The organism is Microbacterium elymi (genome assembly GCF_021582895.2).
GTDB classification, from domain to species: Bacteria; Actinomycetota; Actinomycetes; order Actinomycetales; family Microbacteriaceae; genus Microbacterium; species Microbacterium humicola.
The window spans coordinates 49,192-75,090 of the sequence record NZ_CP091139.2 but is presented as its reverse complement, the minus strand read 5'-3'; the positions used below and the strand labels follow the sequence as shown (position 1 = coordinate 75,090).

Sequence of the window (25,899 nt, the reverse complement as noted above, 5' to 3'; positions counted from 1 at the left end):
TGTCAGATCCCGGCGGCGCGGCGCAGCTCGTCGACGCGGTCGGTGCGCTCCCAGGTGAAGTCGGGCAGCTCACGGCCGAAGTGGCCGTACGCGGCGGTCTGCGCATAGATGGGACGCAGCAGGTCGAGCTGCGCGATGATGGCCCGCGGGCGCAGATCGAACACTTCGCGGATGGCGCGTGTGATGTCCTCATCCGGCAGGGTGCCGGTGCCGAACGTCTCGACATAGAGGCCGACCGGGCTCGCCTTTCCGATCGCGTAGGCGACCTGCGAGCTCGAGCCGTTCGGCAAAGCCCGCGGCGACGGCGTTCTTGGCGACCCAGCGCATCGCGTACGCACCGGAGCGGTCGACCTTGGACGGGTCCTTTCCGCTGAACGCGCCTCCGCCGTGCCGTGCCGCACCGCCGTAGGTGTCGATGATGATCTTCCGGCCGGTCAGGCCCGCGTCGCCCTTGGGGCCGCCGATCACGAACGGCCCCGCCGGGTTGATGTAGAACTCGGCGTGCGAGGCGTCCAGACCGGTCGCCTCGAGCACCGGATCGATGACCTCGGCGCGTACCGCCGCGCGCAGCGCGGCCATGGAGATCTCCGGGTGATGCTGGGTGGACAGCACCACGGTCTCGATCGTGCGCGGGATGTCGCCCTCGAAGCCCACCGTCACCTGGGTCTTGCCGTCCGGGCGCAGGAACGGCAGCGCCTCGCTGCGACGCGCGTCGCTGAGCCGCTCGGCCAGCCGGTGCGCGGTCCAGGCCGTGATGGGCATGAGCTGCGGGGTCTCGGTGGTGGCGTAGCCGAACATGATGCCCTGGTCGCCGGCGCCGAGCTCGTCGTTGGGATCGGTCGACCCGTCGTCGCGGTGTTCCAGTGCCCGGTCGACGCCGGCCGCGATGTCGCTGGACTGCTCGCCGATCGACACGCTCACCCCGCACGAGTCGCCGTCGAAGCCGGTCTCGCTCGAGGTGTAGCCGATCCGGTTCACGACCGCCCGCACCGTGCCCGGGACATCCGCCCACGCCTCGGTGCGCACCTCGCCGGCCACGTGCACGAGGCCCGTGGTCACGAGCGTCTCGACGGCGACGCGGCTGCCCGGGTCCTTCGCCAGCAGTTCGTCGAGGATGCTGTCCGAGATCTGATCGCAGATCTTGTCCGGATGCCCCTCGGTGACGGACTCGGACGTGAACAGGCGCAAGCTGCGGCATCATGCTCCAAAGGTGCGAAGGCGGACGGGCATCAGTATGCCCCCGGCCGCGGACACTCCGTGGACCGGGGGCACCGAGACGTCAGACTACTCGGCCTGGCGCAGGCGGAGCTTGTCCTCGTTGATCTCGTGCAGCGCGATGGTCAGCGCCTTGTCCTCGACGGTCGAGTCGACCAGCGGTCCGACGTTGTCGAACAGGTTGCCCTCGTGCAGATCCGAGTAGTAGTCGTTGATCTGGCGCGCCCGCTTGGATGCGTAGATGACCAGCTGGTACTTCGAGTCGACCTTCTCGAGCAGGTTGTCGATGGGCGGGTCGATGATGCCCTGGTTCGTTCCGGCCATGGGGACCTCCTGGTTGAGGGACGGGTGTGCGAAGACGCCATCACCCAGTCTACCGGGTGGCGTCCGGGTGCCGGCGCAGCGGCCGCTCAGCGGGCGAGGGCGGCGACTTCGGCGGCGGCGCGGGCCACATCGTCGTTGACGACGCGGTAGTCGAACTCGGCCTGTGCGGCCAGTTCGCCCTTCGCCGTGCGCAGGCGACGTGCGCGCTCCTCGGCGTCCTCGGTGCCACGGCCGACCAGGCGGTGCACCAGCTCGTCCCAGCTGGGCGGCAGCAGGAACACCAGCGTGGCGGACGGCTCCGCCTCGCGCACCTGACGCGCCCCCTGCAGATCGATCTCCAGCAGCACGGTGCGGCCGGACCGCAGCGCCTCTTCGATCGGGGCGCGCGGGGTGCCGTAGCGGTACTTGTTGTGCACGGTGGCGTGCTCGAGCAGCTCGCCGTCCGCGACCATCCGGTCGAAGGCCGCGTCGTCGACGAAGAAGTAGTGCGTGCCGTCGACCTCGCCCGGCCGCGGCGGCCGCGTCGTGGCCGAGACCGACAGCAGGATCTCGGGGTGGGCCTGCTGGATCTGCGCGGCCACGGTCCCCTTTCCGACCGCGGTCGGACCAGCCAGGACGAGCAGCCGGCTGCGGCCGATGCGCGGCGTCGGCTCCGGGAAGCGGCCCCCGAGCCAGTCGCCGAGCGCGTGACGCTGCCGCACGCCCAGCCCGCCGAGCCGTTTGACCGGCGAGATGCCCAGTTCGGCCAGGATCCGGTCGCGCTTGCCTTCGCCGATGGCCGGCAGTGCGGTGAGGAACTCGGTCACGCGCAGCGTGGCCGCCGGCCCGCCCGTCTCGTGCTGCGCGCGGCGCAGCACATCCTGCCCGGTCACCACCCGGGTGGTCAGGTCGCGCTTCAGGCTCGCCCGGGCGCGCCGCGCCGCGATCGCCTTCTGCGAGGCGGCCAGCCGGTCGACCTCGGGGGGATGCTGGGCGTCAACCACGGAGATACTCCTCTGCGCGCGTGCGGATATGGGCGGCCAGGTCGTCGGGGCCGACGCTCAGGATACTGCGGCTCTCGCTGGCGATGACGGCCGACGCCGCCGAGCCGAAGCGGCCCGCCAGGTCGCCGGGCGCCACACCCTGATGGCCGAACCCGGGTGCCAGGATCGGCGCGAGCGGCGCGGGCACGGCCAGCCCGGCGTCGTCCCAGTCGACGGTCGCGCCGATCACGAAGCCGAGGTCGCCCCACTCCCCCGCGGCCGTGCGCTGCGCGTTGCGGGCGGACACCTCGGCGACGATCCCGCCCGAGACGGTCCGCCCGTCCGCGCGGCGGGAGCGCTGCGGCCCGAACGCGTCCGGATTGCTGGTGGCGGCCAGCACCAGCACCCCCTTGTCACCCGCCTCGGCCAGGGCGAACGCGCCGGACAGCGTCTCCACGCCCAGGAACGGGTTCGCCGTCACGGCGTCGACCTCCAGCGGCGCACCCGGGGTGAGCCAGGCGTCCGCGTAGGCGTCCATGGTCGAGCCGATGTCGCCGCGCTTCGCGTCGCCGATCACGACCAGCCCGGCCTCGCGGCCGGCGTGCAGCACGTCTTCGAGCGCGGCGAAGCCGGTCGACCCGTACCGCTCGAAGAACGACACCTGCGGTTTCACGAATCCGACCCGGCCGGCCGCGGCATCCACCACCCGCAGACCGAAGTCCCGCGCTCCCGCGGCGGTCTGGTCCCGTCCCCATGCGGACAGCAGCGAGGGGTGCGGGTCGATGCCCACGCACAGCGGCCCGAACCGACCGATCGCCGCCCGGGTGCGCTCGCCGAATCCGGTCACGCCCGGACCGCCGCCCGATCGGCGGCGTACTCCTGCAGGCTGCGCACCTCGAATCCGTCGCCGGTCGCATCCAGCGCGCTGACCGCGGCGCCGATGGTCGCGATCGTGGTGAACAGCGCCTTGTCGGCGGCCACCGCCGCGGCGCGGATCTCGTACCCGTCGGCGCGCGCCGACATGCCGCTCGGGGTGTTCACGACGATGTCGATCTCGCCCTCGTCGATCAGGTCGACGATATTGCGCTGGCCGGTGTCCTGGGTCTGGCTGAACTTGTTCACCTCGGTGACCGCGATCCCGTTGCGGCGCAGGATCTCGGCGGTGCCCTCGGTGGCGGTGAGGGTGAACCCGAGCCTGCCGAGCCGGTGGGCGGGAAGGATCACGGCCCGCTTGTCCGAGTCGGCGACGGAGATGAACACCGTCCCGCTTGCGCGGGATCCCGCCGTAGGCCGCGGCCTGGCTCTTCGCGAACGCGGTCGGGAAGTCGCGGTCGAAACCCATCACCTCGCCGGTCGAGCGCATCTCGGGGCCGAGCACCGAATCGACGGTCTTGCCCTCGGCGGTGCGGAACCGCTTGAACGGCAGCACGGCCTCCTTGACCGCGACCGGTGCGGTGATCGGCACGGTCGACCCGTCGCCGGATGCCGGCAGCAGGCCCTCGGCGCGCAGCCCCGCGATCGAGGTGCCCGCCATGATGCGGGCCGCCGCCTTGGCCAGCGGGGTGCCCAGCGCCTTGGAGACGAAGGGAACCGTGCGGCTGGCGCGCGGATTCGCCTCGATCACATACAGCACGCCGGCGCTGACGGCGAACTGCACGTTCAGCAGACCGCGCACCCCGACCCCGGCGGCGATCCCGAGCGTGGCCTGCCGGACCCGTTCGATCTCGGTGCGGCCCAGGCTCATCGGCGGCAGGGCGCAGCTGGAGTCGCCGGAGTGGATGCCGGCCTCCTCCAGGTGCTCCATGATCCCGCCGATGAACAGCTCGTCGCCGTCGTAGAGCGCGTCCACATCGATCTCGACCGCGTCGTCCAGGAAGCGGTCCACCAGCAGCGGCTTGCCTTCTCCGATGATGGCGGCCTCGCCGATGCGCACGAAGTAGTCGCGCACGCTCGGGGTGTCGTAGACGATCTCCATGCCGCGCCCGCCGAGCACGAAGCTCGGGCGCACCAGCACCGGGTACCCGATGTCCTCGGCGACGGCGACCGCCCCCTCGACGTCGATCGCGGTGCCGTGGCGCGGCGCGACCAGCCCGGCGTCGTCGAGGATGCCGCTGAACAGCCCGCGCTCCTCGGCGAGGTCGATCGCGGCCGGGCTGGTGCCCAGGATCGTGTAGCCGGCGTCCTCGATGCCCTGCGCCAGCCCCAGCGGCGTCTGGCCGCCGAGCTGGCAGATGACGCCGAGGATGGTCCCGGACCGGGACTCGGCGTGCAGCACCTCGAGCACGTCCTCCAGCGTCAGCGGCTCGAAGTACAGCCGGTCGCTGGTGTCGTAGTCGGTCGAGACGGTCTCGGGGTTGCAGTTGACCATGATCGTCTCGAAGCCGGCGTCCGACAGCGCGAACGAGGCGTGCACGCAGGAGTAGTCGAACTCGACGCCCTGCCCGATGCGGTTCGGGCCGGAGCCGATGATGACGACCTTCGTCCGCTCGGACGGCGCCACCTCGGTCTCGGTGTCGTAGCTGGAGTAGTGGTAGGGCGTGAGCGCCGGGAACTCGCCCGCGCAGGTGTCGACGGTCTTGTAGACGGGACGCACGTCCAGCGCGTGGCGGACGCCGCGCACCTCGGCCTCGGACACGCCGCGCAGCTCGCCGATCTGCGCGTCGCTGAACCCATGGTCCTTCGCGATGCGCAGGGTCTGGACATCCAGCTCGTCCGCCGCCGCGACGTGCGCGGCGACCTCGTTGATCAGCACCATCTGGTCGAGGAACCACGGGTCGATCTGCGTCGCCTCGAACGCCTCCGCCACCGTCGCGCCCTTGCGCAGCGCCTGCCTGCACGACCACGATCCGGCCGTCGGTGGGCGTCCGCGCGATCTGCAGCAGTTCGGAGACCGACCGCGGCTCGTCGCCCCAGTGGAAGCTGGAGCCCCGCTTCTCCAGCGATCGCAGCGCCTTCTGCAGTGCGGTGGTGTAGTTGCGGCCGATCGCCATCGCCTCGCCGACCGACTTCATGGTGGTCGTCAGCGTCGCGTCGGCGGCCGGGAACTTCTCGAAGTTGAACCGGGGCACCTTCACGACCACGTAGTCCAGCGTGGGCTCGAAGCTGGCCGGCGTCACCCGGGTGATGTCGTTGGGGATCTCGTCCAGGCGGTAGCCGATCGCGAGCTTCGCGGCGATCTTGGCGATCGGGAACCCGGTGGCCTTGGACGCGAGCGCCGAGGACCGCGACACGCGCGGGTTCATCTCGATGACGATGATCCGCCCGTCGGCCGGGTCGATGGCGAACTGGATGTTGCAGCCCCCCGTGTCGACCCCCACCCGCCGGATGATGTCGATCCCGATGTCGCGCAGCTTCTGGAACTCGCGGTCGGTGAGGGTCAGCGCCGGGGCGACCGTGATCGAGTCGCCGGTGTGCACGCCGACCGGGTCGACGTTCTCGATCGAGCAGACCACGACCGTGTTGTCGGCGGTGTCGCGCATGAGCTCGAGCTCGTACTCCTTCCACCCGAGGATCGACTCCTCCAGGAGCACCTCGTGCGTGGGCGAGTCGTGCAGCCCTGCTCCGGCGATCCGGCGCAGGTCGCGCTCGTCGTAGGCGAACCCGGACCCGAGGCCCCCCATGGTGAAGCTCGGGCGCACCACGAGCGGGTAGCCGAGCTCGGCCGCGCCGGCGAGCACCTCGTCCATGGTGTGGCAGATGCGCGAGGCGGCGACATCCGCGCCCGACTCCAGCACGAGCTCCTTGAAGATCTGTCGGTTCTCGCCCTTCTCGATCGCTTCGGGGCGGGCGCCGATCAGCTCGACGTCGTACTTGTCCAGGATGCCGGCCTCGTACAGGGCCATCGCGGCGTTCAGCGCGGTCTGCCCGCCCAGGGTCGGCAGGATCGCGTCGGGCCGCTCCTTCGCGATGATCGTCTCGATCACCTCGGGGGTGATCGGCTCGATGTAGGTGGCGTCGGCGAAGTCGGGGTCGGTCATGATCGTGGCCGGGTTGGAGTTGACCAGGATCACCCGCACCCCCTCGGCCTGCAGCACGCGGCAGGCCTGGGTGCCGGAGTAGTCGAACTCACAGGCCTGTCCGATCACGATCGGACCCGAGCCGATGACCAGGACGGAGGAGATGTCGTCGCGCTTGGGCATCAGTGGGCGTCCTTCTTCGAGTCGAGGTGCGCGGTGACCATCTCCGCGAAGCGGTCGAACAGATAGTTGGCGTCGTGCGGTCCGCCCGCCGCCTCGGGGTGGTACTGCACCGAGAAGGCGGGGATGTCCAGGGCCCGCAGGCCCTCGACCACATCGTCGTTCAGCCCGATGTGGCTGACCTCGACCCGGCCGTACCCGTTCGGGCTGTCCACAGCCCCGTCGCGGGGGACGTCGACGGCGAAGCCGTGGTTGTGCGCGGTGATCTCCACCCGGCCGGTCTGGCGGTCCAGCACCGGCTGGTTGATGCCGCGGTGGCCGAACGGCAGCTTGTAGGTGCCGAAGCCGAGCGCGCGGCCGAGCAGCTGGTTGCCGAAGCAGATGCCGAAGAACGGCAGACCGTCGTCGAGGACGGCGCGCAGCAGGGCGACGTGCTCATCGGATGCCGCGGGGTCGCCGGGCCCGTTGGAGTAGAACACCCCGACCGGGTCGATGGCCGCGATCGCCTCGAACGTGGCGTCCTGCGGGAGCAGGTGCACCTCGAACCCGCGGCGGGCGAGGTTGTCGACGGTGGCCTGCTTGATCCCGAGGTCGAGCACGGCGAGGTTGCCGATCTTCTCCCCCTGCGCGGCGGTCACCGCGCTGGCGGTGATCGAGACCGCGGCGGACAGGTTCTGGCCGGCCATCGCGGGGGCCTCGCGGACGATGCGCAGCTGCTCCTGCGCGTCCAGGACCGCAGCATCCCGGAGAAGATCCCGCCGCGCATGCTGCCGGCGGAGCGGATGTGGCGGGTCACCGCGCGGGTGTCCACCCCGCTGATGCCGACCACGGCATCCTGTTCCAGCGCCGCATCCAGGGACGTGGTCGCGCGCCAGTTGGACACCACCCGGGAGGGGTCGCGGACGATGTACCCGGCGACCCAGATTCGGCGGGACTCGGGGTCTTCGTCGTTCATCCCGGTGTTGCCGATGTGCGGTGCGGTCTGCAGCACGATCTGGCCGGCGTAGGACGGGTCCGTGAGGGTCTCCTGGTACCCGGTCATGCCGGTGGAGAAGACCACCTCGCCCAGTGTCGTGCCACGGGCGCCGTAGGCGCGGCCGCGGTGGCGGGTGCCGTCTTCGAGGACGAGGACGGCGGGGTCGGTGTTCAGTGTCATGCGGCGGATCCTGTCTCGGGAGTCGTGATCAGGGGGCGGATGGCCTCGGTCAGCGCCGTGGCGGAGGCGTCCTGCGGTCTCAGATAGCTGTCCACGACCGGGCCGGCGTCGGTGCGCCAGCTCAGCCGGGTCAGCCCGTCATGTTCGACCACGCGGTCGATGGCGACGGTGGCCCGGCCGACATCGACCAGGCGCGCGGCGGACAGCGCGATGGTGTCCTGCCCGGGCATCTCCAGCGCGACGCCGGCCTCGCCGACCCGGATCACCGCCTTCGAGCGCAAGCCCGAGCCCGCGGATCGCGAGGCGTTCCAGAGGCTGGTCGTGCGCCGTCGTGGCCACGTACAGGCCGTTGTAGGCGGCGAACGTCGCATCGGCGGGCAGCGTGTCGTGCGGGGCGGTCAGCGCGGCGTCGCGCCGCGTACGTCGCCACCAGCCCCACGCCATCAGCCCGATCGCGACGATGGCGATCGCGACCACGATCAGCAGCGCGCCCTCGCGGCTCATGCCGGCACCGATTCCGTCGGCTCGACCGCGATGCCGTCCGCGATGGTCGCGGTGCCCCGGTGGACGGTCCACATGACGCGACCGGGCAGCTCCCGTCCCAGGTACGGGGAGTTGTCGCTGCGCCCGTGCAGGTCGGATGCGGTGAAGACCCCGCCGGCGGCCGGGTCGTACAGGGTCAGCTCGGCCGGCTCGCCGGCCGCGATCGGCCGTCCGTGTCCGGCGAGCCGCCCGATGCGCGCGGGCGTGCGCGACATCACCCGGGCCACGTCCGGCCAGTCCAGCAGCCCGGTCTGGACCATGGCGCTGTGCACGACCCGCAGGGCCGACTCCAATCCGACCATCCCGTTGGCGGCGGCCTGCCACTCGCACGCCTTGGCCTCGGCGGGATGCGGCGCGTGGTCGGTGGCGACGATGTCGATCGTGCCGTCGGCCAGCCCCTCGCGCACGGCCTGCACGTCCTCGTCCCGGCGCAGCGGCGGGTTGACCTTGTACCGCGCGTCATAGCCGCGGACCAGCTCGTCGGTCAGCAGCAGGTGGTGCGGCGTGACCTCGGCGGTCACGGCGATGCCGCGCTTCTTCGCCCACCGGATCAGGTCCACCGACCCGGCGGTGGACAGATGGCACACGTGCAGGCGCGAGCCGACGTGCTCGGCCAGCAGCACGTCGCGGGCGATGATCGACTCCTCGGCCACCGCCGGCCAGCCGGCAAGGCCCAGTTCCGCCGAGACGGTGCCCTCGTTCATCTGGGCACCCTCGGTCAGGCGCGGGTCCTGGGCGTGCTGGGCGATGACGCCGTCGAACGCCTTCACGTACTCCAGGGCCCGGCGCATGATCAGCGGGTCGGCGACGCAGAAGCCGTCGTCGCTGAACACCCGGACCCGGGCGCGGGACGAGGCCATGGCGCCGAGCTCGGCGAGGCGCTCGCCGTTCTGCCCCACCGTGACCGCGCCGATCGGCTGCACCGTGACCAGGCCGGCGGCCTCGCCGAGCGCCAGCTCCTGCTCGACCACGCCGGCGGTGTCGGCGACCGGCGAGGTGTTGGGCATCGCGAAGATCGCGGTATAGCCGCCCGCGGCGGCCGCCCTCGACCCGGTGAGCACCGTCTCGGATGCCTCGTACCCGGGTTCGCGCAGGTGGGTGTGCAGATCGACCAGGCCGGGCAGTGCCAGCAGCCCCGCCGCGTCGATCTCGCGGGCGCCGGCGTGCGTGAGCCCCACGCCGACCTCGGCGATGCGCGCACCGTCGATCAGGATGTCGGCGGTCTCGCCGCCCTCGATCCGTGCGCCGCGGATCAGGAGGACCTCGGTCATCGTGCGTCCTCCTTCTCGTCCGTGCGCGGTTGCGCGTCCTGCGGCGCGTCCCGCTCCCCGCCAGCAGCAGGTACAGCACGGCCATCCGCACCGACACGCCGTTGGTCACCTGGTCGAGCACGGTCGAGCGGGGCGAGTCGGCGGCTTGCGCGCAGATCTCCAAGCCCCGGTTCATGGGCCCGGGATGCATGATCATCGTACCCTCCGGCAGCGCCTCGAAGCGCTCCGGAGTCAGCCCCCATCGCCGGGAATACTCCCGTTCGGTGGGGAAATATGCGGCATTCATGCGCTCGCCCTGGATGCGCAGCATCATCAGCGCGTCCGGGGCCGCGGCCACGGCCTCGTCGAGGTCGTAGCCTACCGTGACCGGCCAGGCCGAGACATCCTGCGGGATCAGGGTGGGCGGTGCCACCAGCGTCACCTGGGCGCCCAGCGTTCGCAGGCCACACGTTCGAGCGTGCGACCCGTGAGTGCAGGATGTCGCCGACGATCGTCACGCGCATCCCCTCCAGGTCGCGGCCCCGGCTGCCGGCGCCGTGCCGGCGCTTGCGCAGGGTGAACGCATCCAGCAGCGCCTGCGTGGGATGCTCGTGCGTCCCGTCGCCGGCGTTGACCACGCCGGCGCTGATCCAGCCGCTGGTGGCCAGCGTGCGCGGTGCGCCCGAGCCGGCGTGCCGGACCACGACGGCATCCGCCGCCATCGCCTGGAGGGTCTGCGCGGTGTCCTGCAGCGACTCGCCCTTGGAGACCGAGGAGCCCTTCGCGGAGAAGTTGATGACGTCCGCGGAGAGCCGCTTGGCGGCGGCCTCGAACGAGATGCGGGTGCGGGTGGAGTCCTCGAAGAAGAGGTTGACGACGGTCTTGCCGCGCAGGGTCGGCAGCTTCTTGACCTCGCGCTGCTGGGTGTCGGCCATGTCCTCGGCGACGTCGAGGATGCGCAGCGCGTCGGACCTGCTGAGCGTCTTGGTGTCCAGCAGATGCCTCATGATCCGATCGTCACCTCCTCGGCGCCGTCGATCTCGACGAGCCGGACGTTGACCCGCTCGTCCCGCGCGCTGGGCAGGTTCTTGCCGACGAAGTCGGGTCGGATGGGCAGCTCGCGGTGCCCGCGGTCGACCAGGATCGCCAGGCGCACGGCGGCGGGGCGCCCGATGTCGCCGACGGCGTCCAGGGCGGCGCGGATGGTGCGTCCGGAGAACAGCACGTCGTCCACGAGCACGACCGTGCGTCCGTCCAGGCCCCCGGGCGGGATCTGCGTGCGCTGCGGGGCGCGGGTGGGATGCCGGTGCAGATCGTCGCGGTACATCGTGACATCCACGGATCCCACCGGGACCGCCACCCCGCCCACCTCGCCCACGAGGGTCGCGATGCGCTCGGCGAGCGTGACGCCGCGGGTGGGGATGCCGAGGATGACGAGGTCCTGTGCGCCCTTGTTCGACTCCAGGATCTCGTGCGAGATCCGAGTCAGTGCGCGTCTGATGTCGGCACTCTGCAAAACGACGCGAGGAGGCACGGTGCGCGTGCTCATCGTCGCTCCCTTCTCCGCCTCACGGGACGGGGTTAAAGGTTGCCGGGTGATCCGAGTCTATCGGCTCAGCCGGCGGGCACCGTCGCTTCGCGGCCCAGCTCGTCCTCGACGTCGCGAGACCGGATGGGATGCCCCTGGGTGGTCAGGCAGCGGCCGCTGGCCAGGTCCCACTTCCAGTCGTGCATGCTGCAGGTCAGGACCCCGTCCTCGATCTTCCCGGTCTTGGACAGGTCCGCGCGCAGGTGCGGGCAGCGACGCTGCACCACCCAGTCGCCCAGCTGCACGTCCTCGCTGGTGTCGGTCTGCTCGGAGTACCAGTTCTCCACATATTCGATGCGGTCGGCCGAGAGGCACTTGAAGAACGTGTAGATGAACTCGTTGAACTTGCCCTTGCGACCGGCGCTGAACTGCATCGACAGGAAGATCGAGTTCGACCAGTCGATCTCGTGATCGCGGATGTTGGTCGAGACCAGGTCGGCGCCGATCGTGTACCAGAACTCGCAGTCCTCGCCGGCGTACTCGCGCACCTTCGCGCGGGGGAAGTCGACCACCAGGTCCAGCTCGCCGATGGTCATCCGCACCGGTCCGCCGACGCCGAGCCGGATCGTGCGGGACTTGCGCAGCAGCGGCTCCCACCACTCCTTCAGCGCGGCGAGCATCTCGGTCGGAGCGAGCACGGCGGCCCGGGAGGCCTGCTCGTCGCGCAGCTCCTGCTGGCGTCCCGCGCGCTGCTCGGCGAGGTAGCCCCACTTGTCCGAGAAGATCCGCTCGATCTCGGCATCCGTGTACAGCGTCTGGGTGACCGCGATATCGCCGTGGTCCAGGTCGACCTGGGTGCCCGGGACGAACAGATGCCCCTTCTGCTGCGGACGCTGCTCGCGCATGTGCTCGAGGAACTGCGCCTGGTCGGTGAAGATCGAGTCGTCCTCGCTCCCCCAGCCGTTGAAGCGGAACAGCTCGTCGCGCAGGAACATCGGCGGGCCCGCCATCGGGAACACATGCTCCGCGTCGACCTTGTCGATGTAGTACATCGCGCGCTTGTTCTGCGCATCGCGCTTGAGTTGCGCGAAGTTCTGCTTGGCCTGAAGCGGCAGGTCGTAGACCATCGGCCACCAGATCGCTCCGGAGGTCTGGGTGAAGTACGCGTCGGGCTTGCTGAAGCTCAGCAGCTTCTCGAGGTCGAGCGGGTGCGAGTCGTTCTGGTTCAGGATGCTGGCGGTGCCGTCATCGAGCGACAGCGACGAGTCGCCGATCGGGCCGTCGCTGGGCGCGCGCAGCGGGGTGACCATCAGATTCAGCTCGCCGAACCGCAGGGGCACGCCGGCCTGCGTGTAGACGATGTTCGTGTAGCCGAGGGCGCGGATGTCGTCCTCGAGGTCGTCGGTCGGGTAGTCCGGCAGGAGCACCGGGATGTCCTTGCGGATGTACGTCTGCAGCAGCCGCGGATCGAAGTGATCGCGGTGCCGATGCGAGATGTACAGGAAGTCGGCCTGTCCGAAGCGCTCCCATTCGAGCCCGCGGTTGTCGGGGAACGGGAACCACGAGCCGTAGAAGCTGGGGCCGAGCACCGGGTCGCAGATGATGCTTCCGCCGGCTGTCTCGATGAACATGCCGGCATGGCCGAGGCCGGTGATCCGCATGACACTCCTCCTGGGTCGTCGCCGTGAAAGTCTACGCGGCGCTCGCTGCTCAGGATTCGAACAGACCGCGGATGTCGTCGGCGCTCAGGGTCTGCGCGAAGGCGTCTCCGTCATCCATCACCGACCGGAACAGGCGCGCCTTGCGCTCGCTGCAGGGCGACCACCTTCTCCTCGATCGTCCCCGCCGCGATCATCTTGTACACGAACACGTTGCGGGTCTGCCCGATCCGGTGCGTGCGGTCCACCGCCTGCGCCTCGGCGGCCGGGTTCCACCAGGGATCCAGCAGGAAGACGTAGTCGGCCTCGGTGAGGGTCAGGCCGAATCCGCCGGCCTTCAGGCTGATGAGGAACACTGGCGCATCCCCGGAGCGGAACGCGTCGATCACGTCGCCGCGGCGGCGGGTCGAGCCGTCCAGGTACTCGTGCCGGATGCCGGCGGTCTGGAGCCGATCGGCGGCCAGCTGCAGGAACGACGTGAACTGGCTGAACACGAGCGCGCGGTGCCCTTCCGAGGCCAGCTCGGCGAGCTGATCGATCAGCGCGTCCAGCTTCGCCGACGGAAGACGGGCGTGCACCGGGTCGACCAGCGCCGGGGCCAGGCTCATCAGCCGCAGCAGGGTGAGCGAGCGGAAGACGATGAACCGGTTGCGGTCCAGGTCGTCCAGCAGGCCCAGCACCTTCTGCCGTTCGCGCTGCGAGCGTCGTGTCGTAGAGCGCACGGTGCGCGGGAGCGAGCTCGACCACGAGCGCTGCTCCTGTCGCGGGCAAGCTCGGCGGCGACCAGCTCCTTCGTGCGGCGCAAGCACGAGCGGGCGGATCCGCCGCCGCAGGCGTGCCAGCCGTGCGGCGCGATACGGCGCCCCCTCCTGGTTCTCGGGCACCTTGCCCTTCTCGATCGGCCCGATGTACTCCTCGCGGAAGCGGCGCGCGGAGGGGAACAGGCCCGGCGCCGTCAGCGACAGGATCGCCCACAGCTCGCCCAGTCCGTTCTCCATCGGCGTGCCGGTGATCGCGTAGACGGCGTCGGCGCGCAGCGCCTTGACCGCCTTGTGCAGTTTGGTGGCCGGGTTCTTCACGAACTGCGCCTCGTCGAGGATGATCCCCGCCCACTCCACGCCGGCGTATGCCGCCTCGTCCAGGCGCAGCAGCGCGTACGAGGTGACCACGACGTCCGCGGCGGGTGCGTCCCGGCCCGGTGGGTCCGAGACGCGCCCTGTGGTCTGAACCAGCCGCACGGTCAGCTCGGGGGCGAACTTCGCCGCCTCGGCGCGCCAGGTGGGCAGCACCGAGGTCGGTGCGACGACCAGGAACGGGCGGCGCTCGCCGGTCTCGCGGGCGTGGGCGAGAAGGGCGAGCGTCTGCACGGTCTTGCCCAGGCCCATGTCGTCGGCGAGGATCCCGCCCAGCCGGTGGCGCCACAGGAAGGCCAGCCAGTCGAAGCCGGCCCGCTGATACGGGCGCAGCGGGGCCTGCAGCATCCGCGGCACCGGCGTCGGCTCGATCCGGTCGACGTCGCGCAACCCTTCGGCGGTCGTCCGCCACGACACGGCGGGCTCGGCGACGTCGGCGAGGTCCTCGAAGTCCTCCCAGAGGGTGGTCTGATACCGGCTGATCCGCGGACCGGTCTCCCATTCGGCGAGGTCCGAGGACTCGTCGATCAGCTCGCGCAGACGATCCAGCGCGGGATGCTTCAGCGAGAAGTAGCCGCCGTCCGACAGCAGCTTGGTCCGTCGGGTCGCCAGCGCCGAGAACAGCGGAGCGAACGGGATGCTTGCGCCCGTCGATGGTCACGATCACGCCGAGGTCGAACCAGTCCGCATCGGTGCTCTCCACCGTCGTGACGGTGATCTGCGGATCGCCGGTGAGCTCGCGGTAGGCGCGACGGCGGCCCGTGGTCCGCACCACCACACCGTCGAGTCCTTCGAGCGCGGGCAGCAGCCGGGACGCGAACTCGGCCGCCTCGATCCCGTCGAAGCTCCCCTGCGCGGCCAGCGGGGCGGATGCCGCGGCCTCGCACGCCTGGGCGACCCGGTCCAGGATCGCCGTCTCTGCCTCGCCGTCCCGGTCGGCCGCGGCATCCTCCCCCGGGCGATGCCGGGTGCCGTCCGGGCAGCGCCATTCCAGTTCGTACTCGACGCGGTCGCGCGGCCGGAAATGCACCGCGATCTCGAGGACGGGCGGTTCGAGCTCGGGCAGCGGCAGGGCGGCGTCGGTCGTGATCGTCGTGCGCCGGGCCAGTCGCGGGTACCCGGTGCGCAGGAACGCGTCCACCTCGTCGCCCGGCACGATCAGCGGCGCCGGCGAGGCCAGCAGCCCGACGACGGGCTCGTCCAGGGCGACCGGCGCGAGGGCGAGAGCGACCGTGGAGCGGACCACGGTGTACGCATACAGTCCCGTCCTCCCGACCGGCCGGACGGTCTCAGGCGTGACCGGCGCGCCGTCGACGGTGATCCGAGGCGACAGGACCAGCGCCTCGCCCTCCCGCGCGATGTGGACGGCCGCCGTCGCCGTGTCGGCCAGCCGCACCTCCTGCCCCTTCGCGGTGGGCACCACGGGGATGCCGAGGGCTGCGGCGGCCGCCAGGTGCGGCCAGAGCAGCGACGAAGCGATCGTGTCCAGCGTCAGCCAGTCGGAGGCGTCTGCCAGCGGCCCCAGCGAGACGGTGTCGTGCGCGATGCTGTGCGAGCTCGGCGAGCCAGCGCGTGTGGGCCGGGTCGAACCCGGGGCCGCCGCGGCGGATCGCGTCCCAGGACGCCTCGCCGCGGATCCAGTTGCCGGTCGCGGTGCTGCGCTCGAGCGGCCGGAGTCCGACCAGCAGCTCGCCGCCGACGGTGGCGATGCTGCGCGCAGTGGCGGTCTCGACGCGGCGCGGCGCCCACTGCGTGCGCCCGCGGGGGTGCCGCTGGCGCAGCTCGACGCCCAGCGCGAGGGCCGTCCCTCGCGACCGGGCCGCCGGGGAGGCTTCGACCAGGTCGCGCCAGCCGGGCGCCACGGGGCGGCCGCGGCGACCGGCGTCATCGGGGGCGAGGGGCGCAGACACTGGCACTGACACCGGCGGAGGCTCAGGACGAGCGGGCGATCCGGGCCAGAACTCCATGGACGAACGCGCCGGACTCCTCGGTGGAGAACTCCTTGGCCAGTTCCACCGCCTCGTCGATCGCGACCGCGGTGGGCACGTGCTCGTTGTACAGGATCTCCCACGAGCCGATGCGCAGCAGCGCACGATCGACCGCCGGCATCCGGGCCAGCGACCAGTCCTTGGCGAAGGTGGTGATCTGCTCGTCGATCTCGTCGCGGTTGTCGATGATGCCGTCGACGATCTCGCGCGCGTACAGCCACGAGGCCTCGCGCGCGGGTTCGCCCGCGGCGCGCTTCGCCTCGGCGGCGAGGATGCTGGCGATCGGCTCGTCGCGGACGTCGGACTGGAACAGGATGTCCAGGGCGCGCTTGCGCGCCTTGGTGCGTGCGCTCATCGGCGGTCGGACCGCCGGTTCAGTTCACACGGCCGAGGTAGTCGCCCGTGCGGGTGTCCACCTTGACCTTCGTGCCGGTCTCCAGGAACAGCGGCACCTGGATCTCGTAGCCGGTCTCGACCGTGGCCGGCTTCGTGCCGGCCGACGAGCGGTCGCCCTGCAGTCCCGGCTCGGTGTAGGTGATCTCCAGGATCACCGAGGCCGGCAGCTCGACGTACAGGGGCGAGCCGTTGTGCAGCGCGATGGTGACCTGCTGGTTCTCCAGCATGAAGTTCTTGGCATCGCCGACCACGGTCGCCGGCACGGTGATCTGGTCGTAGTCGGCGGCGTCCATGAACACGAACCCGTCGCCGTCGCCGTACAGGTACGTGAAATCGCGGCGGTCGACGTTCTCGATCTCGACCTTCGACCCCGCATTGAAGGTCTTGTCGTTCGTCTTGCCGCTGACGACGTTCTTCAGCTTGGTGCGCACGAACGCGCCGCCCTTGCCCGGCTTGACGTGCTGGAACTCCACGACGCTCCAGAGCTGTCCGTCGAGGTTCAGGACCACGCCGTTGCGGATGTCTGCGGTGGATGCCATGTGCCGGGGTTCCGTTCGTCGGGGATTCTCACGTGCGGGCGCAGCGCCGTGTGCGCGCGGCCGACAGTCGATTCTACGGGAAGAGCGGCCGGTGCCGGACTCAGGCCCGCACGAGCGGCAGGAAGACCTCGTCCACGATGGCCACCAGCGCCTCGTCGGACAGCGGGGCGGCCGTCATCAGCAGGTCGTGGCGGAACAGATCGGACGCCACCGACCGCACCCGCGGCGTCAGCCGCGCCGGGTCGACCTCCCCCGCGCGATGGCGCGCTCCAGGACGATGTCCATCGACGTCCCGGCGCGCTCACCGAACGCGCTGCGGCGCACGTCGGCGAACGTGCGGCCCGACTCGGCGTAGTACGACCCCATGAAGACGCTCAGCAGCGGTGCGATCGCGCTGCGGGCGGCGTTGGATGTGCGCAGCAGTGCCAGCACATCGCCGCGCAGGGTGCCCGTGTCGGGGGTGGGCAGCCTGCCCTGGTTCAATCCGAACGAGAGGGTCGCGTCCAGCAGCCTTGCCGGTCGGCCCACCGCCGATAGATCACCGATCGGCTCGTCTGCACCCGCTCGGCGACCGCGTCGATCGTGAACCCCGGGTATCCGCCCTCCAGCAGCTGGTCCCAGCCGGCCTGCAGGATGGCCTGTTCGAGCTCTTCACCCCGGCGGCGGCGGGCCGGGACATCCTGTTCAAGATCCATTTGTGTATCTTATCCGATCGGCGTACACTCCCCTTCTAGATACACTCGCGTATCTTATGAAGGAGTCTCCCGTGTCGGACACATCTGCTCCGGTCGTCCCGCGCCGCGCCATCGTGACCGCTCTGGTCCTGATGGTCGGGGGCCTGGCGGTCATCTTCGACAGCACGATCATGAGCATCGCGCTGAAGACCCTCGCCGTCGACCTCGACGTCCCGGTCAGCACCATCCAGTGGGTGACGACCGCCTACCTCCTCGCCCTCGGCGTAGCCATTCCGGTGGTCGGCTGGGCGCAGGCGCGGATCGGCGGGAAGCGGCTGTGGATGATCGCGCTGACGATCTTCCTCGTCGCCTCGATCGCGTGTTCGCTCGCCTGGGATGCCCCGAGCCTGATCGCATTCCGCGTGCTGCAGGGCATCGGCGGCGGGCTCATGATGCCGCTGATGGCCACGCTGGCCGTCCAGCAGGTGCCCGGTGGAGCCGGCCTCGGCCGGCTGATGGCGATGGTGAGCCTGCCCGCCGCGCTCGGCCCGATCCTGGGACCGACGATCGGCGGTCTCATCCTCAACTTCCTCGACTGGCGCTGGATCTTCTGGGTCAACGTGCCGTTCTGCCTGGTCGGCCTCGCGCTCGCGTGGAAGTTCGTCCCGGCCGACGAGCCGCGCGACCGTCCCGTGCTCGACTGGCTCGGCCTGCTCCTGGTCTCCCCCGCCCTGGTCGGCATCCTCTACGGCCTGTCGAACGTGAGCGGCGACGGCGGATTCACGCGCACCGACGCGTGGCTCCCGGTCACGGCGGGTCTCGCCTTCGCGGCCGCCTTCGTGATCTCGCAGGTGCGCCGCCCGGCCGCGGCCCTGGTCGACATCGGGCTCCTGCGCCGCCGCGCCGTGGCCTCGTCATCCGCCGTGCTCTTCCTGTCCGGGGCCTCGCTCTACGGGGCGATGCTCGCTCCTGCCGCTGTTCTTCCAGATCGTGCGCGGCACGGACGCGCTGACCGCGGCGCTGCTGCCCATCCCGCAGGGGGTCGGCGCCCTGCTCAGCCGCACGCTCGCCGGGCGTCTCACCGACTCGATCGGGGCCCGCGCCGTCTCGATCGGCGGGTTCATCGTGATGGGCGCCGCCACGATCCCGTTCGCGTTGGCCGGCGCCGCCACGAACGACTGGTGGCTGATGGCCGTGCTGCTGGTGCGCGGGTTCGGCATGGGCGCGGTCATGATCCCGGTGATGTCGGTGGCCTTCGTCGGCTTGGAGCGCAGCGAGGTGCCGCACGCGAGCATCATCACCCGTCTCGCCCAGCAGGTCGGCGGCGCGTTCGGGACGGCGGTCCTGGCCGTGATCCTGGAGAACGCGACCGGCGGCGCGACCGACCTGGCGGCGCTGGCGAGCGGGTTCGACGTCGCGTTCTGGTGGGCGGTCGGCTTCACCGTGGTCGCGATCGGGGTGTGCCTGACCCTGCCCGGGCGGCGGGTCGTCGCCGTGCCCGCGCCGCAGCCGGCCTGACCGCGGCGCCGGGCCTCAGCCTTCGGCGCGCCCGGCGATCACGTCGACGAGCAGGTCCACCGCGGTCGCGTACCCCTGAACGCCCTCGCCGATCACGTGCACCGCAGCGACGTCGGCCACGTACGAGAAGCGCCGGAACTCCTCGCGCGCGTTGACGTCGGAGATGTGGACCTCGGCCACCGGCAGCGCGACGCCGGACAGGGCGTCGCGGAGGATGACCGAGGTGTGTGTCAGGCCGCCGGGGTTGATGACGATGCCGGCGCAGTCCTGCCGCGCCGCGTGGATCGCGTCGAGCAGGACACCTTCGTGGCTGCTCTGCACCGCGCGGACCTCGAAGCCGTGCCGGGCCGCGGCATCCGTGGCGATCCGCTCGACGTCGGCGAGGGTGGCCGTCCCGTAGAGGTCCGGCTCGCGCACGCCCAGCAGGTTCAGGTTCGGGCCGTTCACGAGCAGCAGGCGGCGCGCAGTGTTCACGCCATCACCCTAGCGTCGCTTTCGGAGCCGCCGCGCTCGGACGACACCCGCGCTCAGCTGCTCGTCGGTCGGGCCGCGCCCGGACTTCGCGCGTATCCGATCCCGCTCCTTCCTGAGGTGGTGCCATGAACCGCCGGGCGGTACCGGGTCGGCGCTGTGCAGCAGCATCTTGACGGTCGGAGTGTCGGGTCGCGCGTGCACGTCGAGGTGCGCGGGCCGGCGCCGGCCCGCTCGATCGCGGAGCACGTCGGCCGGCATCGGCCGCACCTCGCCGCCCTGTCGGTCGACGACGGCGAGGCGCAGGTTCGCGACGGCGAGGATGCGCGCAAGCGTGCGAACATCGATCTCGCCGCAGGCTCTCCACGCGGGCGATCGTCGACTGGCCGACCGCGACGAGCTGCGCGAGATCCCGCTGGCTCAGGTCGGCGAGGCGCCGCGCACGGCGCACGTAGCCGGACACGTCGATCTCGTCGCCCGACGTCGTCTCGGGGCTGTTCGTCTGCGGCATGCGCACATCCTGCCGCTCGCCGCCGACATCGCTCGGCAACCCCGGCTCGGCATTCCCCAGCGCCACGCGAACGCCGGCGCCGCGCGGCCCGCGTTCGCCGGGTCCGTCATGTCCTGTCCCGAGACTCACCAGTTGATCCGTCCCGCGGATCAACTGGTGAGCCTGCGAGAGGGCAATGACCAGACCATGGCCGAACGACCAGACCAGGGCGAAATTGCGCTGGGACGGGGCAGGAACACAGCCCGGGATAGAGCGCGCCCGCGTCGCGGCCGGCGAGGTGCTACGCGCCGATCTCCTGATAGGCGGCGAACAGCAGAGACTCGTCCGGCGCCTGCATCACGGTCGGTCGCCCGATCTCGTCGAGCACGACGAAGCGCAGCATCGCGCCGCGCGCCTTCTTGTCCCGGCGCATGGTGGCCGGCAGGCTCTGCCACGCGCCCGCCCGGTAGGTGGTGGGCAGGCCGAGGCTGGACAGGATGCTGCGGTGCCGGTCGACCGAAGCATCCGAGAGGCGCCCGGCCAGGCGGGAGAGCTCCGCGGCGTACATCATCCCGACGCTGACGGCCGCTCCGTGCCGCCACTGGTATCGCTCGGCGAATTCGATCGCGTGGCCCAGGGTGTGGCCGTAGTTGAGCACCTCCCGCGGCCCGGCCTCGCGCAGATCCTCGCCGACCACCTGGGCCTTCATCCGGATCGCCAGCTCGATGCACCGACGGAAGGCCTCGGTCGTGGGATCCACGGCCGCCTGCGGATCGGCCTCGATGATCTCCAGGATCTCGGGATGCCGGATGAACCCGGCTTTGACCACCTCGGCGAAGCCGGCGACCCGCTCGTTCGACGGCAGCGAGTCCAGCAGCTTCCAGATCGCAGATCACCGCGTGCGGCGGCCAGAACGCGCCGACGAGGTTCTTTCCCTCGGCGGTGTTGATCCCGGTCTTGCCGCCGATGGCGGCATCGACCATGCCCAGGACGGTGGTCGGCAGCTGGATCACCTCGACGCCGCGCAGCCAGGTCGCCGCGACGAAGCCGGCCAGATCGGTCACCGCTCCCCCGCCGAACCCGATCACGACATCCGTGCGGGTGAAGTCGGCCTGGCCCATGACCTGCCAGCAGAAGGCCGCCACCTCGACGCGCTTGCCGGGCTCGGCATCCGGGATCTCGGCCAGCAGCACCTCGCGTCCGCCCTCGGCGAGTGTCTCGCGCAGCTGCCCTGCGGCGGTCGCCAGCGACGGCTGGTGCACGATGAGCACCTTCCGCGCCGCCTCGGGGATCGCCTGCGGCAGCTGCTCCCGCACGATCCCCCGGCCCACCGTGATGTCGTACGGGAGCTCGCCCGCGACGGTGACCACCGTCTGATCCGTCATGCCGTTCCCTCCTGCGCCGCCGATGCGGCATCGTCTTGGCTCCATCGTGTGCGCACCCACCCGGCCACGTTCGCGACGATGTCGCGGATGTGCCCGGTGGAGGTGTCGATCGCCACGTCCGCCAGCCGCGCGTACAGCTCGGCCCGCTCGGCGGCGACCTGCGCCCAGCGGCCGAGGGCGTCCTCGCCCTGCAGCGAGCGGACGCGATGTCGTGCGGATGCGGCCCGAGACCGTGCGCAGATCGACGGTCAGCAGCACCACGGGATGCTGCGCGAGCTCGGTGCGCGTGTCGGGATGCAGGATCGCCCCGCCGCCGAGGGCGACGATCCCGCCGCCGGCCAGTCCTTCGCGGACCGCGACCCGCTCCAGGTCGCGGAAGCGCTGCTCGCCGCCGGTCGCGAAGATCCCGGGGATCGGGCCGTGCACGCGGGCGACGGCGATGTCGGTGTCGAAGAAGCGCACGCCCAGCTGCTTGGCCGCCTTGCGCCCGATGCTGGTCTTGCCGGCCCCCATCGGGCCGATCAGGACCGCGCTGCGCGCCGTCATGGCCGCAGCAGGTCGGGATCGCTCACATCGCTCGTGCGCAGCGTGGCCGGAATGGCCGCGAGGTACGCCTCGACGTTGCGTCGGGTCTCCTCCACGCTGTCGCCGCCGAACTTCTCCAGGACGACCTCGGCCAGCACGAGCGCGACCATCGCCTCGGCGACCACGCCCGCCGCCGGCACGGCGCACACGTCGGAACGCTGATGGTGGGCCGACGCGGTGTCGCCGGTGGCGACGTCCACGGTGCGCAGCGAGTGCGGCACGGTCGCGATCGGCTTCATCCCGGCTCGGGCGCGCAGCACCGTGCCGGTGGACATGCCGCCCTCGGTGCCGCCCGCGCGGTCCGTGGCCCGGGTGATGCCGGACGCCTCGGCGAACAGCTCGTCGTGCGCGGCCGAGCCCCGTCGCCGGGTGGTCTGGAAGCCGTCGCCGATCTCCACGCCCTTGATCGCCTGGATGCTCATCAGCGCCTGGGCGAGGCGTCCGTCCAGCCGGCGGTCCCACTGCACGTGCGATCCGAGCCCGGGCGGCAGCCCGTACGCGAGGACCTCGACGATGCCGCCCAGGGTGTCGCCGTCCTTGCGGGCCGCGTCCACCTCCTCCACCATGCGTGCGCTGGTGGCGGCATCCCGGCAGCGCAGCGGATCGGCATCCAGGGCGTCCACATCGTCGGGCACCGGCAGCGGTGCCGTCTCGGGCACCTGCACCGTCCCGATCGACAGGGTGTGGCTGACCAGCCGGATCCCCAGCTCGCCCAGGAACGCGCGGGCCACCGCGCCCAGGGCGACGCGCGCCGCCGTCTCCCGCGCGCTCGCGCGCTCCAGGATCGGGCGGGCCTCGTCGAAGCCGTACTTCTGCATGCCGACCAGATCGGCGTGTCCGGGGCGCGGGCGGGTCAGGGGGGCGCCGCGACCGCGTGAGCGGTCGGTCAGCTCCACCGGCTCGGCGCTCATCACCTCGGTCCACTTCGGCCACTCGGTGTTGCCGATGCGCAGCGCGATCGGGCTGCCCAGGCTCAGGCCGAAGCGCACCCCGGTCGAGATGGTCAGCTCATCCTCTTCGAACTTCATCCGCGAGCCGCGCCCGTACCCGAGCTTGCGGCGCGCGAGGTCGGCCTGGATGGCCGCCCGCGAGACGGGGACGCCGGCGGGCAGTCCCTCCATCAGGGCGACCAGTTCGGGGCCGTGCGATTCGCCGGCCGTGAGCACGCGGAGCATTCCCCCAGTCTCCCATGCCGGCGGGCGCGCTCAGACGTCGATGACGGCCGTCCGCATGGCCGTCAGCACCGCGGCCTCGTCCGGCAGCGGCTCGGTCGGCTCGCCGGAGGCGAAGATCCGCACCTGCAGCAGCGCCTGCCCGATGAGCATGCCCAGGCCCGGCACGGCACGCTGACCGCGCCGCTCCCATGCCTGCGCGAGGGCGGTCGGCCAGTGCCCGTACACCACGTCGTACAGGACGCCGCCCCCGCTCGCCAGCGCGTCCGCGGCGGCCTCGTCCAGCGCCGCGCCGCCCGGAAGGGTGGCGAACGTCAGCGGGACCGGCGCGCCCGGCCCGTCCAGCCCGTGCACCAGCACCCGCACGCCGAGGTGCGCGCCCAGTGCCTCCAGCGGCGCCGCCGCGGACGGGCGGCGGGCGGCGACATCCACGTCGCGCACGCCGAGCTCGGCCAGCGCGAGCAGGGCCGAGGTGGCGGTGGCCCCGGCGCCGACGATCCGCGCCCGGCCGATGTCGGCAAGGTCCTGCCCGGACAGCTCGGCGACGATGCCTCCGACATCCGTGTTGAATCCGCGGGGCCCGTCGGGGGCGAGCGCAGCGTGTTCACCGCGCCGGACAGGGTCGCCGCGCGGTCGCGTGCGCGGGCCGCGGCGAAGGCCGCGGCCTTCAGCGGCATCGTCAGCGACAGGCCGCGCCAGCGTCGGTCGAGTCCGGCGAACTCGCCGGCGAAGGATGTCGCGTCCACGCGGCGTCGCCCGTAGGACCAGTCCCGTCCGAGCGCGGCGTAGGCAGCCGTGTGCGAGCGCCGGCGACAGGCTGTGTGCGATCGGGTCGCCCCAGACCTCGAGCCGGTCCGCCTCGCTCAGCATCCCGAGTCCGGGTGGGCCCTGCACCATGTCTGCATCTGGCCGATCGCCTTCTGCTGCTCGGCGTAGGTCGCGCTGAAGACGGTCTCACCGGTGTCGAGGTTCACCGTGACGAAGTACATCCACGGACCGTCGGCGGGGTGCATCGCCGCGTCGATCGCGGTGTCGCCCGGGCTGGAGATGGGGCCGACCGGCAGCCCGGTGTGCACGTAGGTGTTCCACGGGTTGTCGTCGTCCAGCGCCGCCTGGCTCGAGCTGGCGGTGCCGTCGTGCATCTCGCCGTAGCCGTACTGCGCGGTGGAGTCCATCTGCAGCTTGCCGAACGTCTCCTGGTTGTTCGGCCTGAGGCGGTTCTCGATCACCCGCGACACCTTGTAGAAGTCGTCGGACGAGCGCGCCTCCCGCTGGATGATGGAGGCGATGGTGAGGATCCGCTGCCGGTCGCTGTCGGGGACCCCGGCGTCGTTCAGCGATCGCACGGTGCGCGCCACCATGGTCTTGATCACGTCGGTCGCGGTGGCGCCCGGATCGAACGTGTACATGGCGGGGAACAGCCAGCCCTCGAGACTGTCGGCCTTCACCCCGTACTTCGAGGGATCCTTGGTCGCGGCCCGGAAGTCCTCCAGCGGGATCTTCAGCGTCTCGGACAGGTTCTTCAGGATCGTCTCCTCGGTGACGCCCTCGCGGATCAGCGCCGAGTTCTCCAGCTTCGAAGCGGGATCCTCGAGGGTCTTCAGCGCGGCGGCGGAGGTCATCTTCTTCTGCAGCTTGTACACGCCCGGGTAGAAGGTCGGGCTCTGCCCGGTGCTGATGAGCATGCTGTAGAACGCCTCGGGGGTCTTCGTCACCCCGGCCGAGGCGAGCGTCCGCGAGATGGAGCTGCCGTTGTCACCGCTGACGATGGTCACCAGCGCCTCGCCGTCGGCCTGTCCCGCCTCGTAGTCCTTGGGCTCTTCCCATCCCATGATCGAGCGGATGTTGTCCTGATACGTGTCCCACACGTACCAGCCGGCGCCGCCGATGCCGACCAGCACCACGAGGACGACCGCGAACCCGATCCACCGGCCGCGGCGCTTCTGTCGCTTCGACTTCTTCTTCGGGACCGTCCCGAGCGCCTCGGTGCTCGCCGAGCCGGCGAACAGATCGGCCAGCTCGGGCCGGTCCGCCGTCGTTCCGCTCGTCTGCACGCCTGGATCGGGATTGCCCCGACGGACGGGCCCGGGCGCGACATCCGGGTTCTCCCGGCCCTCGTCGGCGGCCGGGGCGTCCTGCCGCGCCGTCGCTTCGCGTGCAGCCGCTTCGCGTGCAGCCGCCTCACGTGCCGCCGCTTCGCGTGCCTCGCGCCGTGACAGCGGCGTCCCGCCCGTGCCGGGCGCCGACGCGCGCCCGGAGCGCGGGTCGGGCAGCCGGCCGTACATCTCGGCGAACGGATCGCCGTCGGATCGGGCGTCGGACATTTCAGGCGGGCTCCTGCGTGGGGGACACGATCACCGGCCGGTCGTCCCGTGCGCTTCTCGATGTCGAGAGCCTGTTGGAGGAAGACGACTGCGGCGACTTGATCCACAATGCTACGAGATGAACGCTGTGTTCTGCCCGATGCCCGCAGAACGGCGTGTGCGCTGACCGTGCTGAGCCGCTCGTCCACGAGACGGACCGGCACGGCGGATGCCGCGGCCAGCCGGGCCGCGACGGCCCGCGCATCCGCGGTCGAGGCCGTGTCCTGGCCGTTCATGTTCAGCGGCAGGCCGACGACGAACTCGATGGCGTCGAACTCGGTCGCCAGCGCGATCAGCCGCGGGAGCGGATCCGGCTCGCGCGGCACGGTTTCCACCGGAACGGCCAGCATGCCGTCCGGATCGCACCGCGCCACCCCGACCCGGGCCCTGCCCACGTCGACGGCCAGCCGCAC

20 protein-coding genes and 8 pseudogenes are annotated in these 25,899 nt (G+C 71.3%); 2 read left to right on the top strand and 26 right to left on the bottom strand.

Annotated features, from left to right (window positions below; genetic code table 11):
- Positions 1-2: 2 nt before the first annotated feature.
- From metK to L2X98_RS00325, 18 genes and pseudogenes are all read right to left on the bottom strand, one after another.
- Positions 3-1,188, bottom strand: a pseudogene (gene metK, locus L2X98_RS00410) (methionine adenosyltransferase).
- Positions 1,189-1,284: 96 nt separating this feature from the next.
- Positions 1,285-1,539 carry a DNA-directed RNA polymerase subunit omega gene (gene rpoZ / locus L2X98_RS00405; protein ID WP_259611999.1) on the bottom strand — a complete coding sequence of 85 codons (255 nt, stop codon included), beginning with the start codon at positions 1,537-1,539 and terminating at the stop codon, positions 1,285-1,287.
- An 86-nt stretch (positions 1,540-1,625) separates the two neighbouring features.
- Positions 1,626-2,522 carry a guanylate kinase gene (gene gmk / locus L2X98_RS00400; protein WP_259611998.1) on the bottom strand — a complete coding sequence of 299 codons (897 nt, stop codon included), beginning with the start codon at positions 2,520-2,522 and terminating at the stop codon, positions 1,626-1,628.
- Positions 2,515-3,348 carry an orotidine-5'-phosphate decarboxylase gene (pyrF, locus tag L2X98_RS00395; protein WP_274638279.1) on the bottom strand — a complete coding sequence of 278 codons (834 nt, stop codon included), beginning with the start codon at positions 3,346-3,348 and terminating at the stop codon, positions 2,515-2,517. Before pyrF ends, gmk begins: the two co-directional genes overlap by 8 nt.
- Positions 3,345-6,640, bottom strand: a pseudogene (gene carB, locus L2X98_RS00390) (carbamoyl-phosphate synthase large subunit). Before carB ends, pyrF begins: the two are co-directional and overlap by 4 nt.
- Positions 6,640-7,793: pseudogene (carA, locus tag L2X98_RS00385) on the bottom strand (glutamine-hydrolyzing carbamoyl-phosphate synthase small subunit). Before carA ends, carB begins: the two co-directional pseudogenes overlap by 1 nt.
- Positions 7,790-8,023 carry a PH-like domain-containing protein gene (locus L2X98_RS00380; RefSeq protein WP_494337249.1) on the bottom strand — a complete coding sequence of 78 codons (234 nt, stop codon included), beginning with the start codon at positions 8,021-8,023 and terminating at the stop codon, positions 7,790-7,792. Before L2X98_RS00380 ends, carA begins: the two are co-directional and overlap by 4 nt.
- Positions 7,932-8,297 carry a hypothetical protein gene (locus L2X98_RS00375; protein ID WP_259611996.1) on the bottom strand — a complete coding sequence of 122 codons (366 nt, stop codon included), beginning with the start codon at positions 8,295-8,297 and terminating at the stop codon, positions 7,932-7,934. The genes L2X98_RS00380 and L2X98_RS00375 overlap by 92 nt, the downstream gene beginning before the upstream one ends.
- The gene (locus L2X98_RS00370; RefSeq protein WP_259611995.1) at positions 8,294-9,607 is read right to left on the bottom strand and encodes a dihydroorotase; all 1,314 of its coding nucleotides are present in this window, start codon (positions 9,605-9,607) and stop codon (positions 8,294-8,296) included. Before L2X98_RS00370 ends, L2X98_RS00375 begins: the two co-directional genes overlap by 4 nt.
- Before the next feature lie 43 nt (positions 9,608-9,650).
- Positions 9,651-10,593 (bottom strand): annotated as a pseudogene (locus tag L2X98_RS00365) (aspartate carbamoyltransferase catalytic subunit); the annotation flags it as partial.
- Positions 10,590-11,135 (bottom strand): bifunctional pyr operon transcriptional regulator/uracil phosphoribosyltransferase PyrR, encoded by a 546-nt coding sequence (pyrR, locus tag L2X98_RS00360; protein WP_259611994.1) that lies wholly within the window; start codon positions 11,133-11,135, stop codon positions 10,590-10,592. The pseudogene L2X98_RS00365 and the gene pyrR, both read right to left, overlap by 4 nt.
- Positions 11,136-11,200: 65 nt before the next feature.
- A complete protein-coding gene (locus tag L2X98_RS00355; protein ID WP_259611993.1) occupies positions 11,201-12,775 on the bottom strand; it encodes a Rieske 2Fe-2S domain-containing protein in 1,575 nt (524 codons plus the stop codon).
- Between the two features lie 110 nt (positions 12,776-12,885).
- Positions 12,886-14,295: a DEAD/DEAH box helicase gene (locus L2X98_RS00350; protein WP_259611992.1), complete on the bottom strand. Its 1,410-nt coding sequence runs from the start codon at positions 14,293-14,295 to the stop codon at positions 12,886-12,888.
- Positions 14,296-15,194: 899 nt separating this feature from the next.
- A complete protein-coding gene (locus L2X98_RS00345; protein ID WP_259611991.1) occupies positions 15,195-15,827 on the bottom strand; it encodes a hypothetical protein in 633 nt (210 codons plus the stop codon).
- Between the two features lie 10 nt (positions 15,828-15,837).
- Positions 15,838-16,248: a transcription antitermination factor NusB gene (gene nusB / locus L2X98_RS00340; RefSeq protein ID WP_259611990.1), complete on the bottom strand. Its 411-nt coding sequence runs from the start codon at positions 16,246-16,248 to the stop codon at positions 15,838-15,840.
- A 19-nt stretch (positions 16,249-16,267) separates the two neighbouring features.
- The gene (gene efp, locus L2X98_RS00335; RefSeq protein WP_259611989.1) at positions 16,268-16,828 is read right to left on the bottom strand and encodes an elongation factor P; all 561 of its coding nucleotides are present in this window, start codon (positions 16,826-16,828) and stop codon (positions 16,268-16,270) included.
- Positions 16,829-17,056: 228 nt separating this feature from the next.
- Positions 17,057-17,311 carry a TetR-like C-terminal domain-containing protein gene (locus tag L2X98_RS00330; protein WP_259611988.1) on the bottom strand — a complete coding sequence of 85 codons (255 nt, stop codon included), beginning with the start codon at positions 17,309-17,311 and terminating at the stop codon, positions 17,057-17,059.
- Entirely contained in the window at positions 17,308-17,523 is a 216-nt protein-coding gene (locus tag L2X98_RS00325; RefSeq protein ID WP_259611987.1) for a TetR/AcrR family transcriptional regulator, read from the bottom strand. The genes L2X98_RS00330 and L2X98_RS00325 overlap by 4 nt, the downstream gene beginning before the upstream one ends.
- A gap of 56 nt (positions 17,524-17,579) precedes the next feature.
- Between L2X98_RS00325 and L2X98_RS19550 the strand changes: the two are divergent.
- Together L2X98_RS19550 and L2X98_RS00320 are read left to right on the top strand one after the other, a co-directional pair.
- Positions 17,580-18,404: pseudogene (locus L2X98_RS19550) on the top strand (MFS transporter); the annotation flags it as partial.
- A gap of 88 nt (positions 18,405-18,492) precedes the next feature.
- Entirely contained in the window at positions 18,493-19,020 is a 528-nt protein-coding gene (locus L2X98_RS00320) for an MFS transporter (RefSeq protein ID WP_259611986.1), read from the top strand.
- Between the two features lie 15 nt (positions 19,021-19,035).
- Here L2X98_RS00320 and L2X98_RS00315 read toward each other — a convergent pair whose 3' ends face one another.
- From L2X98_RS00315 to ruvX, 8 genes and pseudogenes are all read right to left on the bottom strand, one after another.
- Positions 19,036-19,494, bottom strand: coding sequence for a type II 3-dehydroquinate dehydratase (locus L2X98_RS00315; RefSeq protein ID WP_259611985.1), 459 nt, complete (start codon positions 19,492-19,494; stop codon positions 19,036-19,038).
- A 788-nt stretch (positions 19,495-20,282) separates the two neighbouring features.
- Positions 20,283-21,366, bottom strand: a pseudogene (gene aroB / locus L2X98_RS00310) (3-dehydroquinate synthase).
- Between the two features lie 243 nt (positions 21,367-21,609).
- Positions 21,610-21,879, bottom strand: a pseudogene (locus L2X98_RS00305) (shikimate kinase); the annotation flags it as partial.
- A 29-nt stretch (positions 21,880-21,908) separates the two neighbouring features.
- Entirely contained in the window at positions 21,909-23,126 is a 1,218-nt protein-coding gene (aroC, locus tag L2X98_RS00300; protein WP_259611984.1) for a chorismate synthase, read from the bottom strand.
- A 30-nt stretch (positions 23,127-23,156) separates the two neighbouring features.
- Positions 23,157-23,489 carry a hypothetical protein gene (locus tag L2X98_RS00295; protein ID WP_259611983.1) on the bottom strand — a complete coding sequence of 111 codons (333 nt, stop codon included), beginning with the start codon at positions 23,487-23,489 and terminating at the stop codon, positions 23,157-23,159.
- Entirely contained in the window at positions 23,438-23,869 is a 432-nt protein-coding gene (locus L2X98_RS00290; protein ID WP_259611982.1) for a hypothetical protein, read from the bottom strand. Before L2X98_RS00290 ends, L2X98_RS00295 begins: the two co-directional genes overlap by 52 nt.
- 117 nt (positions 23,870-23,986) lie before the next feature.
- Positions 23,987-25,024: an endolytic transglycosylase MltG gene (gene mltG, locus L2X98_RS00285; protein ID WP_259613395.1), complete on the bottom strand. Its 1,038-nt coding sequence runs from the start codon at positions 25,022-25,024 to the stop codon at positions 23,987-23,989.
- Positions 25,025-25,521: 497 nt separating this feature from the next.
- Positions 25,522-25,899 (bottom strand): annotated as a pseudogene (ruvX, locus tag L2X98_RS00280) (Holliday junction resolvase RuvX); the annotation flags it as partial.